We start from the raw sequence: 17,584 nt of genomic DNA, 5'->3' as shown, positions 1-17,584 counted from the left end.
CCAATGTCCTCCATATGGTGCTCTATATGTCCTACCAACGCCGCCTCCATTCCAAATCTACACGTGGAAACGGACTCGCAGATCAGCTTGTCGTCTGGAAGGTGGGGGCAGCGCACCGCTTACCGATCACCTTGCAAAAAGAGAGCAATTTGTAAATTTCGTCCTCGCACTTAGACCGAAAGATATGTGTACCTTTCTATGGTTTATAGACGAGGTATACGATGGCGAACGACCAGAGTGGTTGGTGCCGGCATTGAACAGGGCCGAAAACTTCGCCAGCGCCACCCTTTAGGTTGAATCAGTAGCCTGCCCATTTCTTTTCAGTTTCACTCAGGACGCTTCCTTCTCAACGATGTTGCCCCAAACCATACCCTGACACGCGGATTCTGGGTGTCTTACAGTGTTCGTATGACACAGATACTGACAACAAAATCACTCGACGCGCTGGCTCCAGCGACCGCTAAACGGTACGAGGTGCGCGACCAAAAAGTAAACGGCCTGCATGTGCGTGTGTCGACCACAGGTGCCAAGGTGTTCTACACGATGGTCCGTCCGAACGGTTCGCGCCGACGTATCAAAATCGGCCCATACCCTGCGGTCTCCCTTGCCGACGCTAGACGCCGAGCGATGGAAATCGCCCGTGATGTCGAGTTGGGCGAGTTTGAGAAACCATCTGCGGTTTCCGAGGCATCGGCTGAAACGCTAGGCGAGATGATCCCCAAGTTCATCGAACTTCATGCCAAGCCCAACACGAAGGACTGGAAGCGGACCGAAAGCGTTCTGCACAAGTTCGACGGTTTGAAAGACCGGCCCATTGACCAGATCAAGCGGCAGGATGTGACCAAGGTGTTGGACGATATCATCGCCAACGGTACGCCATATCGCGCAAATCGGGCGCTCTCAGCAATCAAAAAGCTCATGAACTGGTGTGTGATGCGTGGCGATATTGAAACATCACCTGTGGCTCTCCTCAGGCCGCCGACGCGTGAGGTTCAGCGTGATCGAGTGCTCAATGATGACGAAATTCGCGCGATATGGCGACAAGCTGAAAATGAAGACTACCCTTTCGGGCCGTTTCTCAAATTGCTCATGATGACCGGGCAGCGACGGGCAGAAGTGTCTGACATGCGCTGGTCTGAACTCAATCTCGATGAAGGTATTTGGGAACTTCCAGCCAGCCGTGTGAAAAACGCACGGTTGCATATCGTCCCCCTGCCTCCACAGGCCGTGAACATCCTGCGATCCTTGCACAGGTTCCTCGACAGTGACTTCGTGTTCACGACGACTGGGCGTTCTGCTATTTCTGGTTTTGGGCGTCTCAAAGAGCGGCTCGAAACAATTCTACCTGAGAACACGCCAGACTGGCGCTTCCACGACTTTCGACGCACGGCCTCTACGGGTATGGCGAAGATCGGTGTGATGCCCCACGTGATCGACGCCGTAACTAATCACAAATCAGGAGTCGTCTCAGGCGTCGGCGCGACCTACAATCGTTATACATATTTGAACGAAAAACGTGAGGCACTGGAGCAATGGGCGAACGAACTGATGGGGATTGTGCAGAAGCCTTCGGCGACGAGTGCCGACGCGAAATAGCGGCCATTCTGAGGATCAGTGACGAACCACAGTTTCCTGAATTCTGGAACACCATAAGTGATCGTGGCATAGCAATGCGAGCCAAGATCAGGGCCATGCCTAGTTCGTTTGACATCGCCCCTTTTGACAAGTCGCTAACCAAACGGATCGAATGGCTGTCGCGCAATGTGATCAGCCCTTGCAACAAACTTGAAGAGGCGCTGCTCGAACAGAACCTTCCAAATTTCGCGCATTGGGAGAATGGCTGTCAACTTGAGCCGGAGCAAATCAAGCACCTGCGCCAATCCTTAAATGAGCTGAAACAGGCAGGGCTACGTCTTTCGGGCACACTTGCTGCGGAGATTGATCAAGACATTTCTCACAACTCAGAAATCAAGCACGATATCGTTTTTAATGCGCTTGCCGACCTTCACCAGCATTTCCCTGACCTCCCTTTGTCACGCGGAAACTGGGACACTGAAATTGGCAACATGTCAGGTAGTGTTCCAGACTACGTTCGCCGGTTCTATTTTGAGATTACAAACCAAAACGACAAGCTAAACGTTCAAATTCAAGATGTTATAAGTGCCCAAAGAAAGAATCAGCGCACTTTGAGTTGAGACCTTCAGGACCTTCGCTCGCAATGTGACCCAACCTGATCCATCTTCTGTTTTGTCGGAGCGCTCCTTCGCAAACGCAACAATGCAGAAGGAAAAAAGACAATGGACATTTCGAACGGGCAAAAGGCCCTTGCAACACGCGCTGATCTTAAGCGCCTTGGCATCATCGTAAGCAATAGTACGCTTTTGCACTGGGAGGCCCGTGGGCGTTTCCCTCGCCGTGTGCGCCTCGCTGGCACCAGCGTCGCATGGCTGCTGAATGAGATCGAACAGTGGCTCGCTGAGCGCGCCGAAGAACGCTCTCGCACGCATTACGCCGAATTTTGATATAGGGCGCATAGCGCCCTGACCTCTCCAAAAAATTGAAAGGACAGAACATGCGAACTCGCGTGAAAGCAAAAGCTCGCCCTCGCAAAGGGCATCCATATGCATTCAAGGACTACAACGACGACTGCGTCATCCACCAAAGCATGCTGGGGTTCCTGCATGACATTTGGAAAGGTGCTCCGAAGCCCAGCTTCTTTTTTGTCGCCACAACCGATCCCGACGGCAACCACTGGCGAGAACATATTGTCAGGGCCAACGATGTCAGTGTTGGCCTAAACAGGTTCCTGAATGCTCACTCGCGATGGGACTTCAATCTTTACTTTTGTCCAAACCCATTTTCGGTCGACCGGCGCAAAACAGATTTTGCGCTTCCCACAAGGCTGGCTTGGTGCGACATCGACGATAGCGATCCCAGCGCTTATGAGCCAAAGCCAAATCATCTGTGGGAAACCTCGCCGGGCCGTTTTCAAGGTCTATGGCTTTGGGACAAGCGGCACAACGTAGAAGACGCCGAACGTTTCTCAAGTTCGCTTGCTGACAGACATGGGGGCGACAATGGCTGGACCATTACCAAGATGCTACGCGTTCCCGGCTCGATCAACCACAAGCCCAAATATGATGAGCCGTTCGTCAAGTTGGTTTCGCGAAACTGGAACCGCGTTGCAGAACGCCCCGAACCAACGCCAGACAACGGACGAACCTATCAGCACTCTTACCAAGCATTGGCTATGGATCATTTGGCATATAACCCATTGGAGGTTCTGAAAAAACACCGAGCCAAGTTAAATGCTTCGACGCGCTCACTTATCCGACACAAACAAGTTCAGGCAGGCAATCGGTCAAACCGAATATATGCGCTGATTGCTGGGCTGTTTGAGGCGAATGCCACATTGGACGAGATCGCCAGCGTGGTTTGGAACAGCCCGTATTTTCGAGACAAGTATGGCGACGACCTTAAGACATTAGAAACCGAGGTGTCTCGCATCATCGCGAAGAAAGAAGGTGCAAAATGACCTCAGAAAAAAAGGCGCTATTTGTCGGTCTGGACACCATCGACCCCAAGGAAGTTGAGTGGCTGTGGGAACCGTTCATCCCGTTCAGCATGATAACGATCATGGAGGGCGACCCCGGCGTGGGCAAATCGTTCCTCGCCATGCAACTAGCCGTACAGGTCAGCATAGGTGGGGAACTACCCGATGGGCAAAAGCTGGGGCGTGGTCGCGTCCTTTACCTCAGCGCGGAGGATGACGCAGCCTATACGATCAGGCCGCGCATCGATGCGATGGGGGGCGATCCTTCACGCATTCGGGTTCAGGGTGACTTCTTGTCTCTGGACGAAAAAGGTCTGCAAGCGCTGATGCGAGAGGTGAAGCGCAAACCACCAGACCTGCTGATCCTCGACCCCTTGTTCGCCTACATTCCGGCTGGACAGGATATCTACAAACCCAACGTGATCCGGCAGCTCTTGTCGTTCCTGAAAGAAATTGCCGAAGCTGGTGAAACGGCTGTCGTCATCATCCGGCACCTGACAAAGGCCAAGCACAGCAAGGCCATTTATCAAGGGGGTGGTTCTATGGATGTGATTGGCGCGGCAAGGTCAGCATTTCTAGTGTGCGAGCATCCGAGCGACAGTTCGACCAAGCTTGTTGTCCACATCAAGCATAACATCGCCGTTCGGGGGCAAACTCAAAGCTATGAGATTATTGGTGAAGAAGGAGGCAGGGCTTCCCTGAATTGGCTGGGGCCGTCAGACATCACAATCGATGACCTGATTTCTTCTGATGGTCCGCCCCGGATGTCGGCACTGGATGAAGCGACCCAGTTCCTGCGCGTATTTCTCAAGAACGGGCCGGAGCCGTCCACCAAGGTCGAAAAAGAAGCTGCTGCACGTGACATCGCCCCCAAAACTTTGGAGCGCGCTCGGCGATCTCTGGGCGTCAGGCCGAAGAAGAAGAGGACAGGTTGGTTCCTGTCGTTGCCAGACGAAGAATGACCACAGGTAGGGTATGAAGTGCGCCAAGAACGCCAACATCGCCATCGATGATTTTGGCGCACTTGATCCCTCAAGTTCGTCACGATCATGCATGACGCCCTTGGCGATCTTGACGTTCTTGAAATCTGCTAGGAACCAAGTCAACGTAAGTCGCTCGCGCGTGGGGGTATACACAAATCAAGCGTCTATGGCATTATCACATAGTAACAATGACTTAATACCTCTGGCAGCCTTGCGTGTGAGTACACCGCTCACTACCAGAGCCATTAAGTTATTGTTATTTATCAATATATCTGTGGAAACCAGTGTCATTGCGCAACATAAGAAAGAAGGCTACCAGAGGTGTTAGTGTGTTGTAATCATTATAAATAGTCATAGAAAGTGTGTTTAGGTGTGTATTCACGCGCGCGTAGGCGTGAGGCTGCTAGCGTTCGACTGAGGAGCCAAAATCTCAGCAGCGTGTATGACCCCTTATCCGTCTAAAGGGCGTGCGCCGATAAAAAAACGCCTCCCCCCATCCCCCTGTGGTCACCTGTTGTCTTCGCCTTGATCGGTGTGCCCAGATGCGCCCGAGACCGACACGCGGACTATTGATCAGGCTGTTGGAGGTGCGGCGGAACCAAATATCTGAGTCTTTTCAATAGGTCCGCATTCACGACAATCTGCAATCGCTGATTTGGGTGCCGCATGGGTGGGTTTACTCATTGGCTGGACTGTCCACGGCGGCATTCTGTAATTCGCCCGACCATGTGAATGGGCCATGCAGCGTTGGCACTAATTGACCGCATTCTACCATCGACGTTTTGGGTGCTGCTTGGGTGGATCGGCACCCCGTGTCTGCGCGATTGTGACATCAGTTTTGCTCCCAACCCTTCCGGTGGAAATGGCGCAGCACGATGGCGCGGTTGTAGAGAGGGAAGCCAATCCACAGGCCGTTGGCTGTGAGTAGTGACAAGATCGACCACAGGAACATCCCCTTAAACAGGTAGTACAGCGGCCCGAATAGCAGACACCACAATCGGTGCCAGTTTCCGAGTATGACCTTTTGCTGTCCGTTAAACTTCCATGTTGCCCGTATGACCATTGTGGTCTCCTTTGCTGATTGCGGCTGCAACAGCGCAATAAGATCGAGCAGTGGTGGGCGTCAGGGTAATTCCTAGATCATTGAACGTCTTCGCGGCGCACAGGGGCCAGCACTGGCGTCAGCGGCGCTTTCGTCGCAACACGTCGTTCCTCACGGCCACGAGGCCCTCTGGCTCAATGTAACGCGGCCACGCGCGCTCAACGCCCTATGCTCTAGGGATTTGTTGTGGGGTTGTCCCTGACATACCTGCTGACCTCGTCTTATCGACATGCATCAGAAACCGAGGAGATCGACATGTCGGACATCATCACGCTCAAAGCCCTCTGCGAAGAACTCAAGATCGACCCGCGTGAGGCCCGCGAAAAGCTACGAGCAGCCGTTGGCGACGCAAAGGCCAACCCTGAACTGGCAAAGGCGCGAAAGCCGCGCACTCCATGGCAATGGGTCAAGGGATCTGCTGCGGAGAAAGCAGCACGACAGGTTATAGGAAATTCTTAACCTTAGTCATTCTGTATCCCAAAAAGTTGTCTGGGAGTGATATGCTAGCGGTCCGCCCCCTCCGCTAGCGTAACCAGTCGCCGTTTATAGGCTGCCTGATCTTGGAGCTTGTGTGTGTGCCGCATAGCCTAAAGAACGGCGGGCAATTTAGTTTAGGCGAAGCTCTGCTGTCAGTATACTTCTCGGGTTCGTTTTTTGTCCAGAGCGATAGACAAGTCGAAGCCTCTCCAATCGGTAAACCAGAACGGTGAGGCAGCCTTTATTGATCTAAAATCTGACACCGAGTGCCCAAATATCCGTGCCAGTCGAAATTTAGTCCTAGCAGAAACATACGGACAGCAGCTTAAATCCAAATATGCCATCAGCGGTTCCGCATCATTGTGGACATATGCCGCGCGCGCTTGAATTCGTTGAACTATGTTTTCTTCTAACGCGGCACGCAGGCCAGCGTATCGGCTCTTGCCGGTTGCATAACAGAGACCAACAGTAGTAGCGAAATAGTCGATTTTTGCGGTTCCGAAAAACTTGCCAGATTCCGCATCTCGTTCAAGCCCAAAGTAGCTAGCCAGAGCTTCCTCAGATATAAGATACTCCCGTCCCAGCTTCCGCAGCGCCAAAATCATGTACATCACCTCGACATTTGGGCGATATTTCGAAGAAGACTTCCGTAGCTGTCTGGAAACGTTGTCGAAGATGTACTTCAAAACCTGGTGTTTACTGTCTCGGCTCATCGCTACAGAGTTCATTTTGTCGGCAATTGACGAAACCAATCGAGCCAGACGTATGGATATATTAACCCTTGGGTCTGCCGCATAGGCAAAGAAGGCAAACTCCAGCAAGGCCAACAACGCCAGAACTAACTTGCGCTCATCTCGCAGTTGTTCCGGAGTCTGTTCATATCTCGTGAAAATCACCTCAGTGTTTCGTTCCAAGGCTGCGAAAGAGTAGTTCAAGATGTTTTTGTATTCTACACCCGTCTCTTTCAAAACGCTTTTGAAACCAACTATCAGATTGTTTGAACGCACCCGCGGTGTATACTTTCTCACCGTTTCATCAGGATTATTTGGATCTTCGACATCTGCTTCAAGAACTTCAATGCACTCATTGAACACGTGACGGACTCTATTCTTTGCAATTGTGAGATCCGTTATGATCGGCTTTTGCACAATTTCAGATTTGGCTGAATTTGTACTCAGTTTCATCTCCTTAAGGGCCACCCCTAGTTCGCGCTCAATATGTTGTAAGTCGACTGACGACGAACAAAATACAAAATAATCATCTACGTATCTAAAGGCATGAAAGTCCTCCCTATGAGCGTACCCATGTTTTTCACGCATCACACGCAAAAAATTTGCATCAACTTTCTGAAGAATAATTTCAGCAAAAATTCTGGAAAACTCCGGACCGATGACAATTCCATTGGTTTCATTCTGGTTCATCCCTTGCAGAAGGGCATCAAAACGGCCGCCAAAGGTACCTTTTGATGGACCCAAGAAGTCTTTGGCAGATGATGTGCCGAGAGTACTCCAAGGCAATGAATGCGTGTAGATACTGTCAAAACACTTTGCGACATCCAACCTGAGAAGGACATCAAACTTCTTCTCGGCATTATGATACTTGTAGTGTTCAAAAAACTTAAAAATATTGCTGTAGTGCTTGTATGAAAAAAACGATCCTAAGTTCTCATATTCTTTTGAATTTTGCACAATCGAGTCAGGTACTTTTGACCTTCGCTCGGCATACAGGCGGTCAGAATATTTGACTGTCGTCGCTACCGCACTTGGGTGACGTATCGAAATATCGCTCAGACCTGCAAAGTAAAGAATTTGTGCGCTATGCCGATCATAGAAGTCTGCAACTGCGATCTGATTTCTGGGGTGGATGACCGAGAGGCGTCGAAACTCTCTTTCCTTATGGGCAATATCGAAACCAAAAGGGCGAGTTTGCATCGCCTGTGATGAAAGCTTCCAGTATCGTTTATGAATAGTCTTACCATTCCTGACGATTTGGCGTTGGAAGGGGTTAGCGATCGAATTGGCTTCACCGCTTTGGAGTTGATAACCGGCGGCATGTTTTCGACACGTCTTGAACAGAACGGAAATCGTTGCATCGAGCGTGTCAGAGGAACTCTCCCACACAACATGCAGTCTGCCTTGCTCTTTCTCCAACCGAACGTTGTATCTTGTCAGGAAGTCAAAGAAGCCAGAATTGCTGAAGGTGGGCGGCACTTCAAAGGGCAGCACGTCAGAAAGCAAAGGCCTGTGGTAACTATAAATTTTGGGTATCGAGCGCCTACTGACCATAACGCCAAGCCTTTGTTATTTCTGCAAACTCACCATCTCGATGAAAACGACGAAAAATTTGTTGCGTATAACCATTCTTAAATGAACAGCGCTCAAGTTTTGCCTGTAGGCTGGCGCTATGAGTAAGATTCGCTATTTGCTGCGCCAGCAAGTCATCTAGCTGTGTAAGCTGATCCAAGTTAGTCAGGTGAGGGTTGCTAAAATAGATTCCAACAAATGCATTTTGCTTGCTATGCGTTAACTGAGTATTGGCAGTAAGGTACTGAATCCGCTTGACCAGCAACCTATATGCTTTTTTGGGTCGTTTAGCTCTTTGTCTATGGTATCGAACAAAGCAGGCATTCAGTCGTTTTTTGTATTTCGCGTGTTTCTCATCGCTCATAAAGACTTCACACGACTTTTTACAAACATTCTTGAAGCTATACCCGAGATAAGTAAGAGAAGTTTCGGGCGGAGCTTCTTTTGACTTCACTGCATTAACGGTCAATCGTTTTGCTGTAAGCTCTTTGACCAGACTCTCACGAAATTCGTCAGTTTTTGAAGCCTTTGTTGGTGCAAATAGAACAATAATATCGTCAACATATCGGGCGTAAAATGCAACTTCAGAAATGGATGAGATGTTTGCGTCAACTTCTCTCATGTACAGTTCTGACAGGATTGCACTCAAACCAACCCCCCTCGGAAGACCTCGACCGGGCGTTCCTGCAAGCGAGGCATAGTCCCATAGTAGGCGTTCGATTAAACGCATGGTGGTAGCGCTTAAGAGCTGATCTGCTTTCAATTTTGACAGGAGCGCCTCATGATCGATACGTTCATAGAACTCTTGAACATCGAGCTTGATGACATGATAGGGAAATCCGTCGCTTAGAGCGTCACCTAAATGTCCAATGATTTGATTTCTGTTAGCTTGCTGAACCTTGTAGATACGAGATATATTTCTCGAAATTTGTTTGATTGCATAGTAGCACTGCGCAGTGAGATCCTTTGGCGTGTCAGGTATGACATAGACAGATTTTCCTTTGGGTCCTGCAACTTGGCGAATTGAGATGCGAAATCCCTTCTGAGAGATCACCTGTGAAACGTTGGAAAGACACGTGAGCAGCTCTTCATCTCTTGCTTTGCGAGCGGTTTCTCGATCCGCTTTTAGATCGTCAAATATTGCTTGGTCATCAGCTGAATATGCATGTCTATGCGCAGCACGGAATTGCTTCGTGTCTCGAATTCGTTCTTTGAGAATTTCTGTCGCATCATAGACGGTCGGGAAAAATTCTAGGCTTCGATTTGAGCCCCGCCGATTCTCGATTTCAGAAATAATACGAAGGTTCTTTGCGGAAAATGATTGATCGAACAAAAGTTGACTGGCTCCGAATATCTGTCACGCCCAATGCTGGACGCTACACGGCGTAACAATGCCACCTTAGATTGTGCGTCCAGATTGTCCATCGCGGTATGACAACATCATTCGAAATTTTAAATGTTCCAGCCAAGCCAAACGAAAAATGTCTGTGTTGGAGGCTAGCCTATTAAATCGAACCGTGGATTGGAAACATGTCAGTGAGCCAAAGGCCTATTGTCTCCATCGCCTAGATGATACCTCAAGGCACCCAAACGGCACCCAGCTAAATGGAAGCCTGCAGGAGACAACAGCCACGATCGGAATTATTTGTTTAACATCAAGAAGTTAAATGGTGCCCGGGGGCGGAATCGAACCACCGACACGAGGATTTTCAATCCACTGCTCTACCCCTGAGCTACCCGGGCACGGGTGAACGATTTATCGTTCGGGTAGCGGGGTTCTAGTCGCGGTGCGCGGGGGTGTCTAGGGGTAAAATCCGTTTTTTCAGTGTGGACGCGAAGAAAGTTTCTTTTGGGCATCCGCCAAGGCATTCGCCGCTTCATCCAAGTCCTCAGAAGTCTCAGCGGGCACGCAATAAGACCCGTTCAACCATCGCCCCAAATCAACATCCGCACAGCGACGTGAACAGAAGGGGCGGTAATCCTCATCCGTGTTTTTTGAACAAATAGGACAGCTCATCCGCGCAGACTTTCAGCAAGGGAAATGCGTTCGCGTTTGCGTTGGAGTTCAAAATTGCCAAGGGTTGTCCACCCAACAAGAGAGGTCTCGACCCCATCTGCCTTAAACGCTGAACGCAGCACCTGTTCGATTTGGCGGCGGTCTTTTTTGGGGCTGGGGGCAAAATCCACAACGATTTGCCCGCCCAAACCGCGCACCCGCAACGCGCGGGGCAGCTCGCGGGCCAAGGCGATATTGGCCTTGAGGCCCGCCGCCGGGCTGGTGTCGCCCCCCGTGTTCACATCAACGGCAATCAGCGCCCGCGTGGGTTCCACAAAGGCGAATGCCCCCCCGGTCAGGCGGACCCGCGCGCTTTGTGCTTCTTCGATCAGGTCGGGCACGTTATGACGTTCAAACGCGCCTTCGCCATCATCCAATTGGTCGGGCTGGTCCCATTCACGCCACGCCAGGGCAAATGTATCGGCCCCATCGATCAACAGCTCTGGTGTGGTGCCACCGGCATCGCCTGTCACGGCCTGTGACAGCTCAAGCATGGCGGCGATATCATCGCCAACCTCGTCACTGCTGGCGTCTGCTGCGGCAGAGCGCAGGATCAGACCTTCGCTCCCCTCGCCCATCACCTCATGGGCAACGTCCAGCAGGCGGACACGTTCTTCTTCGTCACGAATTGAGCGGCTGACATTCAGGCCCGGCGCGCCCGGTGTCACGATGGCGTATTTGCTTTTGAACAGAACCTTTTGCGAAACGGGCACCGCTTTTCCAGCCTCAGCGAATCCAGTGACCTGCACCAAAATAGCCTCGCCGGGGCTGAGCCCTTTGCCTTGACGCAGAAACCCGGTTTCCCCGTCAGGCAGGCGCAGCATCATGCCCCCCTGCCCCTTTAAAGGCCGGTCGCAAATGGCACGGAAAATGGCACCGGGCAGCGCGTAGTGTTCGGGTGGGTCGATCAAAAGGTCGTCCAGCTTTCCATCCACGATACGCGCGGCCGCCATGCGGCCCTGATAGTGGTCAAGTGCAACAATCGTGCCCTTCATGGCGCATCTCCGTATAGGGGGTAGCCCGCAGCGAGCAATAGCCCGGCGGTCTCATGGATTGGCAATCCGACAACGCCCGTATAGCTGCCTTGCAGCCACGCGACAAACGCCCCGGCGGGACCTTGGATGGCGTATCCGCCAGCCTTCCCCTGCCAATCATTTGAGGCAAGATAAGCGGTCAATTCCTGATCAGACAGGCGTTTCATTTTCACCGTGGTCACAACGTCTTTTGCCCACTGGCCGGACGCATTTCGCACCACAACCGAGGTAATCACCTTGTGACGACGACCAGACAATGCGCGCAAAAACTTTGCAGCTTCATCCGCGTTTTCAGGCTTGCCCATGATCCGGCGCCCAAGCGCCACGGTGGTATCCGCACACAAGACGACTTCATCATCCGCCACGGACATCGCAGCCGCTTTGCTGGCCGCAATCCGACGACAGTAATTCAGCGGCAATTCGCCCTTTTGCGGGGTTTCATCCACTTCCGGCGGACGCACATCATCAGCACGAAGGCCGAGCTGTTCCAACAACTCGGCCCTTCGGGGGCTTCCAGAGCCTAGAATCAGTTTCGGGCTATGCATGCCCATCCCTGACCCGGCTTACTTAAAGCGATAGTTGATCCGACCTTTGGTCAGATCATAGGGGGTCATCTCGACCTGGACTTTGTCGCCAGCCAGAACACGGATGCGGTTTTTGCGCATCTTGCCTGCCGTATGTGCGATGATTTCATGGCCGTTCTCTAGCTCGACCCGAAACGTCGCATTCGGCAGGAGTTCCTTCACGACACCGGGGAATTCGAGTAGTTCTTCCTTGGCCATGTTCACTCCTGAGTTAAAACCCGCCAACTGCGGGCGCCCCTTAAATGATCCTCATTCATAGGTTTTTCAAGGGAAATTCAGCGGAAAGTGAGCTTTGTGCCCCTTTGCTTCGCCAATTCGCCCCGGTTTCCCCCAATAAAGTGACCAAAGGCGGGGATTTACAGTGGAATAACGCGAGTCGGCGGACCGAAATAATCAAGGATCTGTTCGCGGATCTGATCACGGGCTTGTCGATAAGCATACAGTTTTTCTTCACGGCGCGATCCCAACGCGGTGGGATCAAGAATGGGCCAATAGGTCACATCCAGATGAAACACCCGCGTCAGCTCCTCTGCGCGGGCTTGCGAGGCTGGGGAAAGTGCCACCACCAGATCAAAACTGGACAGGTCATCGCCCCATTCTTCCATCTGATCAAAGCTGCGCACTTTGTGGCCTGACAGCTCAACGCCCAGCTCGCCACAGACCGCAACGGCAAAGCCATCAATCTCAAGCTCACTGTGCACACCCGCGGATTGCACATAAATCTCGTGGCCATAAAACGCTTTCATCATCCCTTCGGCCATGGGCGAACGCACAGAATTGTGATCGCAGCAAAACAGAACAGATTGCGGACGTGACGCCATATATCAACCCCAGTGTAAGACACAGATCAGGGTAAACAGTCGGCGCGCGGTGTCCAGATCAATTTCGGCTTTTCCCTCAAGACGTTCCTGAAGGACTCGCGCACCTTCGTTGTGAATACCACGCCGCGCCATATCAATCGCCTCGATCTGGCTGGGCGGAAGCTTTTTCACCGCATCAAAATAGCTTTCGCAGATCGCAAAGTAATCTTTCACAACCTGCCGGAAAGGCCCCAAGGACAGGATCACAGCGCCCGCGGGATCCCCGGCCTCCGTTTTTGCGTCCATCACCAAGCGTTTGTCCCGAATACCCAGACCCAAGTGATAAGGGCCGTCCGGCACGGGGTGATCGCCCCGCGCGGCCAGCTTAAAGGAATTATCCTCAAGCAGATCAAAGATCGCAACTTTGCGTTCCTGTTCGATCGCAGGCGTTGGGGCCGCCAATCCCGCGTCGTCAATTTCGATATGGGTAATCCGGTTTGTGGACATGGTTCTGGTTCTACTCGTTCAACGCATCAAGCCGCGCGCGCACAGACAGGCCGTGCGCCTCAAGGCTTTCTGAAATGGCAAGGGTTTCGGCTGCGGGACCAATGGCCGCCAAAGCCGTCGGGGTCATGCGTGACAATGTGGTGCGCTTGATGAAATCCATCACGCTGAGGCCAGAGCTAAACCGCGCCGAGCGTGCGGTGGGCAACACATGGTTCGGCCCGCCCACATAGTCTCCAATCGCTTCCGGGGTGTATTGCCCCAGAAAAATCGCGCCTGCGTGCACACATTTGTCCGAGAGCGTTTCCGGATCCGCGACGCACAGCTCTAGATGCTCAGGTGCCATGCGGTTGGACAGCTCTGCCGCCTCACCCAAGTCACGCACGGTGATCACCGCGCCAAAGTCACGCCAACTGGCACCGGCGATAGGCGCGCGCGCAAGTGTTTCAAGGCGTTTATCAACGGCTGCGGCAACTTCGCGACCAAAGGCTTCATCCGTGGTGATCAGGATCGACTGTGCACTTTCGTCATGCTCTGCTTGGCTCATCAGATCCAGCGCCAACCAGTCGGGATTGTTGTCGGCATCCGCGATCACAAGGATTTCTGAGGGGCCAGCGATCATGTCGATGCCCACTTTGCCAAAAACCCGCCGCTTGGCCGCCGCAACAAACGCGTTGCCCGGACCGGTAATTTTATCGACGGGGGCAATGCTTTCGGTGCCATAAGCCAACGCGGCCACAGCTTGCGCCCCGCCAATGCGGTACACCTCATCCACACCTGCGATGCGCGCGGCCAACAGCACCAGAGGGTTCACCACCCCATCCGGCGTTGGCACGGTGATCGCAAGACGTCCCACCCCTGCCACTTTCGCCGGGATGGCGTTCATCAAAACCGACGACGGATAGGTGGCAATGCCGCCGGGAACATAAAGCCCCGCGGCTGATACCGGCGTCCAGCGCCAGCCAAGATCCGCGCCGCTTTCGTCCGTCCACATCGCATCTTCGGGCATTTGTCGTGCGTGATAGGCGCGAATGCGACCCGCCGCCAGTTCAAGTGCGGCGCGATCTTTGTCCGAGACTTTGGCGCATTCCGCGTCCATCTCTGCTTGCGAAAACCGCAACTCTTCTGCCGTCAGGTCAAGTCGGTCAAATTTCGCCGTCAGCTCAAGCACCGCCGCATCGCCGCGCGCGCGCACGTCCGAAATGATGCCCGCGACAACATCGTCAACTTCTGGGCTGTCTTCACGCTTCATCGACAGGATATCGGCAAAGCGCGCCTCAAAATCGGCGTCTGAGCTGTTAAGAAACTGCGGCATGTCTTACTCCGGGTGTTCAGGCGTGTGCTTGGAAGGTGCGATATAGGGCCGGGTCACATCTTGCAATGTGACATCCAGCGCCTCGACCTCTAGGGAAATTGCGCCGTCCCCCGCCAAGGTCAGCTCAAGCGTGCCCATGCCATCTTGTGTCGGTGTGAAAGACAGCGTCAAAAGCGACAGGATCGTGTCCGCGTCGCGGCTGACCCCTTGGCTTTTCACTTTCAGCACATCTGAAACCGACAGCACCGACTGCACCCGTTCCGGCGTACGGCCACGGGCCTCGGCCAGTTGCGCATCTTCCCAGCGGAACCGGTTGATCAACAGCGAAAACCGCCGCTTCCCTGCCTGCCATGACATTTCAGACGCCGGGAACACCGCGTCCTGGGTCAAGGTAGACAACACCTTTAGATCCTCCGCGTCATAGGCCAACAAGCGCAGGGCCTGCTCACCCCCATCCTCAAATAGGGCATCTTGTGTCATGATTTGATCCGTTCAATTTTTGCGCCAATCGACGACAACTTGCGCACCACTTTTTCATAGCCACGATCAAGGTGATAGACGCGGCTGACCACGGTTTCCCCTTCGGCCGCCATGGCCGCAAGGATCAATGATACTGACGCACGCAGGTCGGTGGCCATCACAGGCGCGCCCTTCAACTTGTCAACACCGTGCACAGTGGCGGTGCCGCCATGCACTTCGATATTGGCGCCCATCCGGATCAGTTCTGGGGCGTGCATGAAGCGGTTTTCAAAAATCGTCTCGTGCAAAACGGACGTGCCGTCGGCTGTGCAGAGCATCGCCATCATCTGCGCCTGCAAATCGGTGGGGAAACCGGGGAACGGCTCGGTGGTCACATCAACGGCAGACACACGCCCGTTTTTGCGCGCCACTTTCAGACCGCGCGCGGTTTCTTCGACCTGAATGCCCGCAGCGTCCAGTTTTTCACAAAAGCTTTGCACCAGATCAATGCGACCCCCAATGCATTCCACTTCACCACCGGCAATCGCGGGGGCGAGCATATAGGTGCCCAGCTCAATACGGTCGGTCACAACGGGATGCGTGGCACCGTGCAGACGGTCGACACCCTGAATGACAATCTCAGATGAACCATCACCCTCAATCTGTGCGCCCATTTTGCGCAGGCAATCCGCCAGATCCACAATCTCGGGTTCCCGCGCGGCATTTTTCAGGACCGTGGTGCCCTTGGCCAAAGTGGCGGCCATCATGATGTTTTCCGTGGCACCAACGGATGCAAAAGACAGCTCGATCTCTGCGCCCTTCAGGCCACCGGGGGCTTTGGCGTGCAGGTAGCCGTCTTTCAGCTCGATCACGGCGCCCATTTTTTCCAGACCAAAGATGTGCAAATCCATCGGACGCGCCCCAATGGCGCAGCCACCCGGCAACGACACAACCGCATGGCCCAGACGTGCCAGCATCGGCCCAAGCACCAGATTGGACGCCCGCATTTTTCGCACGATCTCATATTCGGCCACATGGTTGTCGATGGTGTGACTGGACAGGGTCAGCACTTGGCCGTCCTGCATCGAGGCCGCTTCGGCGCCTAACGACCCCAAAAGCTCGGTCATTGTCTTGATGTCAGACAGGCGCGGCGCATTGGTCAATGTCAGCGGCTCTTCGGACAACAGCGTTGCCGGCATCAAGGTCAGGCAGGCGTTTTTGGCACCCGCAATCGGAATTTCACCGCGCAACTCACCGCCGCCCGTTACAACAATCGAATCCATCAAACCGCCTCTCTATTTTTTATCATCATTCTCTGTCTTATCATTTTGCGTCTCACTGCGCGCACGGGCCTGAGTCTTACGACGACCCATATTGGCCTTCAGCGCCGCCTTCAAACGATCTTCGCGAGTTTGCCCTTTTTTTGCGGGCTTTGCAGGGGAGTTTTTGCGTTCCATATGCATTTATCTAACCTAGTCGAAAAAAAGGGTCCAGAAGGGGCTTGCGTGAACTTACGAATAGGACTATTCCCCGCCCCACGATAACGATGCTGTGGTAGCTCAGTGGTAGAGCGCGTCATTGGTAATGACGAGGTCGGGAGTTCAATCCTCCCTCACAGCACCATCGTCCCCCTGTTTTTCCCATGAGACAAAATGCGATGTTGCACTTATCAAGCATTTTTGTTTGCGCTCAGAATTAAGCATGATTCTTTTCGCTTGCCCTAAGGGGAACTGCAATTTTGGGTTGTAAAACCCCAGCGCAGTTCTCAAAATTTAACCATGGGACGAAATCAAAGTATCGATTCTTTACTGGCAGAGTTGGACCCCCTCGCACAGGAGGGGTACTTTGTTGGATTGCATATCCGCTTTGCCTCGCCTTTGATGACGTTTCAAACTTTTACACCCAGCTGGACCGATCACTACAGCCAAAACGCCTATGCCTTGCGTGACCCTTTGATCGCCACCGGGATCTCGCAAACCGGCGCAATCAGGTGGAGCGAAATCACCCTGCCCGATCCGTTTGGCATCATGGACGAAGCCGCTAAATATGGCTTGGTTTATGGGGTTTGTGTCTCATGCGGACCTATGACATCGCGCACCATCGGGAGTGTGGCGCGAAGTGATCGCGAGTTCACCGACGAAGAAGTTGCCACCATCAGTGGGATTATTTTGCGGCTTCACCACGAAAGTCAGCCGCCGGATAATTTAACCAATGCCGAAATCGAAGCGCTGCGGATCCTGGCCTCAGGTGAACGTTATGCAAATGGGGCAGCACTTTTGGGAATTTCGGAAAGTGCATTAAAGGCGCGATTGTCCTCAGCCCGGCGCAAACTGTTTGCGCGCACGTCAGCCGAAGCCATTCAACGTGCCAAAGATTACCGCCTAATTTAGGCGGCTGCCACAGTGTCACCGGAC

The 17,584-nt window shown here is 53.0% G+C and carries 19 protein-coding genes and 2 tRNA genes; 8 read left to right on the top strand and 13 right to left on the bottom strand.

Going from position 1 to position 17,584, the window contains the following annotated elements:
* Positions 1 to 408 precede the first annotated feature (408 nt).
* The 6 genes from KKW20_RS05820 to KKW20_RS05795 all read left to right on the top strand — a co-directional run bounded on the left by KKW20_RS05820 (position 409) and on the right by KKW20_RS05795 (position 6,097).
* The gene (locus KKW20_RS05820) at positions 409 to 1,596 is read left to right on the top strand and encodes a tyrosine-type recombinase/integrase (protein ID WP_246534460.1); all 1,188 of its coding nucleotides are present in this window, start codon (positions 409 to 411) and stop codon (positions 1,594 to 1,596) included.
* On the top strand, positions 1,533 to 2,195 hold the full coding sequence (locus KKW20_RS05815) for a hypothetical protein (RefSeq protein WP_214566899.1): 663 nt from the start codon (positions 1,533 to 1,535) through the stop codon (positions 2,193 to 2,195). Before KKW20_RS05820 ends, KKW20_RS05815 begins: the two co-directional genes overlap by 64 nt.
* Positions 2,196 to 2,297: 102 nt before the next feature.
* Positions 2,298 to 2,522 carry a helix-turn-helix transcriptional regulator gene (locus KKW20_RS05810; RefSeq protein ID WP_214566898.1) on the top strand — a complete coding sequence of 75 codons (225 nt, stop codon included), beginning with the start codon at positions 2,298 to 2,300 and terminating at the stop codon, positions 2,520 to 2,522.
* Between the two features lie 50 nt (positions 2,523 to 2,572).
* Positions 2,573 to 3,535, top strand: a complete 963-nt coding sequence (locus KKW20_RS05805; RefSeq protein ID WP_214566897.1) for a DNA-primase RepB domain-containing protein — start codon at positions 2,573 to 2,575, stop codon at positions 3,533 to 3,535.
* Positions 3,532 to 4,515, top strand: coding sequence for an AAA family ATPase (locus KKW20_RS05800; protein WP_214566896.1), 984 nt, complete (start codon positions 3,532 to 3,534; stop codon positions 4,513 to 4,515). The genes KKW20_RS05805 and KKW20_RS05800 overlap by 4 nt, the downstream gene beginning before the upstream one ends.
* A 1,378-nt stretch (positions 4,516 to 5,893) precedes the next feature.
* Complete coding sequence (locus KKW20_RS05795; protein ID WP_214566895.1) at positions 5,894 to 6,097, top strand: hypothetical protein; 204 nt, start codon at positions 5,894 to 5,896, stop codon at positions 6,095 to 6,097.
* A gap of 170 nt (positions 6,098 to 6,267) precedes the next feature.
* On the opposite strand, the gene drt3b is transcribed toward KKW20_RS05795, so the two are convergent.
* The 13 genes from drt3b to KKW20_RS05730 form a co-directional block, all read right to left on the bottom strand.
* Complete coding sequence (drt3b, locus tag KKW20_RS05790) at positions 6,268 to 8,352, bottom strand: antiviral reverse transcriptase Drt3b (protein ID WP_214566894.1); 2,085 nt, start codon at positions 8,350 to 8,352, stop codon at positions 6,268 to 6,270.
* A 37-nt stretch (positions 8,353 to 8,389) separates the two neighbouring features.
* Positions 8,390 to 9,751 carry an antiviral reverse transcriptase Drt3a gene (drt3a, locus tag KKW20_RS05785; RefSeq protein ID WP_214566893.1) on the bottom strand — a complete coding sequence of 454 codons (1,362 nt, stop codon included), beginning with the start codon at positions 9,749 to 9,751 and terminating at the stop codon, positions 8,390 to 8,392.
* 335 nt (positions 9,752 to 10,086) lie between these two features.
* A tRNA-Phe gene (locus tag KKW20_RS05780) sits at positions 10,087 to 10,161 on the bottom strand.
* A 79-nt stretch (positions 10,162 to 10,240) separates the two neighbouring features.
* On the bottom strand, positions 10,241 to 10,435 hold the full coding sequence (locus tag KKW20_RS05775; protein ID WP_214566892.1) for a DNA gyrase inhibitor YacG: 195 nt from the start codon (positions 10,433 to 10,435) through the stop codon (positions 10,241 to 10,243).
* The gene (locus tag KKW20_RS05770) at positions 10,432 to 11,469 is read right to left on the bottom strand and encodes a ribonuclease E/G (RefSeq protein WP_214566891.1); all 1,038 of its coding nucleotides are present in this window, start codon (positions 11,467 to 11,469) and stop codon (positions 10,432 to 10,434) included. The genes KKW20_RS05775 and KKW20_RS05770 overlap by 4 nt, the downstream gene beginning before the upstream one ends.
* On the bottom strand, positions 11,466 to 12,053 hold the full coding sequence (locus KKW20_RS05765; RefSeq protein WP_214566890.1) for a Maf family protein: 588 nt from the start codon (positions 12,051 to 12,053) through the stop codon (positions 11,466 to 11,468). Before KKW20_RS05765 ends, KKW20_RS05770 begins: the two co-directional genes overlap by 4 nt.
* Before the next feature lie 18 nt (positions 12,054 to 12,071).
* Positions 12,072 to 12,290, bottom strand: coding sequence for a translation initiation factor IF-1 (gene infA / locus KKW20_RS05760; protein ID WP_007205486.1), 219 nt, complete (start codon positions 12,288 to 12,290; stop codon positions 12,072 to 12,074).
* Positions 12,291 to 12,448: 158 nt separating this feature from the next.
* On the bottom strand, positions 12,449 to 12,913 hold the full coding sequence (locus tag KKW20_RS05755; protein ID WP_214566889.1) for an arsenate-mycothiol transferase ArsC: 465 nt from the start codon (positions 12,911 to 12,913) through the stop codon (positions 12,449 to 12,451).
* 3 nt (positions 12,914 to 12,916) lie between these two features.
* The gene (locus KKW20_RS05750; protein ID WP_214566888.1) at positions 12,917 to 13,399 is read right to left on the bottom strand and encodes a UPF0262 family protein; all 483 of its coding nucleotides are present in this window, start codon (positions 13,397 to 13,399) and stop codon (positions 12,917 to 12,919) included.
* Between the two features lie 10 nt (positions 13,400 to 13,409).
* Positions 13,410 to 14,711: a histidinol dehydrogenase gene (gene hisD / locus KKW20_RS05745; RefSeq protein WP_214566887.1), complete on the bottom strand. Its 1,302-nt coding sequence runs from the start codon at positions 14,709 to 14,711 to the stop codon at positions 13,410 to 13,412.
* A 3-nt stretch (positions 14,712 to 14,714) separates the two neighbouring features.
* Positions 14,715 to 15,191 carry a DUF2948 family protein gene (locus KKW20_RS05740; protein ID WP_214566886.1) on the bottom strand — a complete coding sequence of 159 codons (477 nt, stop codon included), beginning with the start codon at positions 15,189 to 15,191 and terminating at the stop codon, positions 14,715 to 14,717.
* Positions 15,188 to 16,453, bottom strand: coding sequence for a UDP-N-acetylglucosamine 1-carboxyvinyltransferase (murA, locus tag KKW20_RS05735; protein WP_214566885.1), 1,266 nt, complete (start codon positions 16,451 to 16,453; stop codon positions 15,188 to 15,190). The genes KKW20_RS05740 and murA overlap by 4 nt, the downstream gene beginning before the upstream one ends.
* Positions 16,454 to 16,465: 12 nt before the next feature.
* Positions 16,466 to 16,627, bottom strand: coding sequence for a hypothetical protein (locus tag KKW20_RS05730; protein WP_214566884.1), 162 nt, complete (start codon positions 16,625 to 16,627; stop codon positions 16,466 to 16,468).
* A 91-nt stretch (positions 16,628 to 16,718) separates the two neighbouring features.
* On the opposite strand from KKW20_RS05730, the gene KKW20_RS05725 reads away from it, so the two are divergent.
* A tRNA-Thr gene (locus tag KKW20_RS05725) sits at positions 16,719 to 16,793 on the top strand.
* A 155-nt stretch (positions 16,794 to 16,948) separates the two neighbouring features.
* The gene (locus tag KKW20_RS05720; protein WP_214566883.1) at positions 16,949 to 17,560 is read left to right on the top strand and encodes an autoinducer binding domain-containing protein; all 612 of its coding nucleotides are present in this window, start codon (positions 16,949 to 16,951) and stop codon (positions 17,558 to 17,560) included.
* Positions 17,561 to 17,584: the final 24 nt, after the last annotated feature.

Origin of the sequence: Aliiroseovarius lamellibrachiae, assembly GCF_018599245.1 — a bacterium.
In the GTDB taxonomy this organism is placed as follows: domain Bacteria; phylum Pseudomonadota; class Alphaproteobacteria; order Rhodobacterales; family Rhodobacteraceae; genus Aliiroseovarius; species Aliiroseovarius lamellibrachiae.
This window is presented reverse-complemented; position numbering and strand designations above follow the sequence as displayed.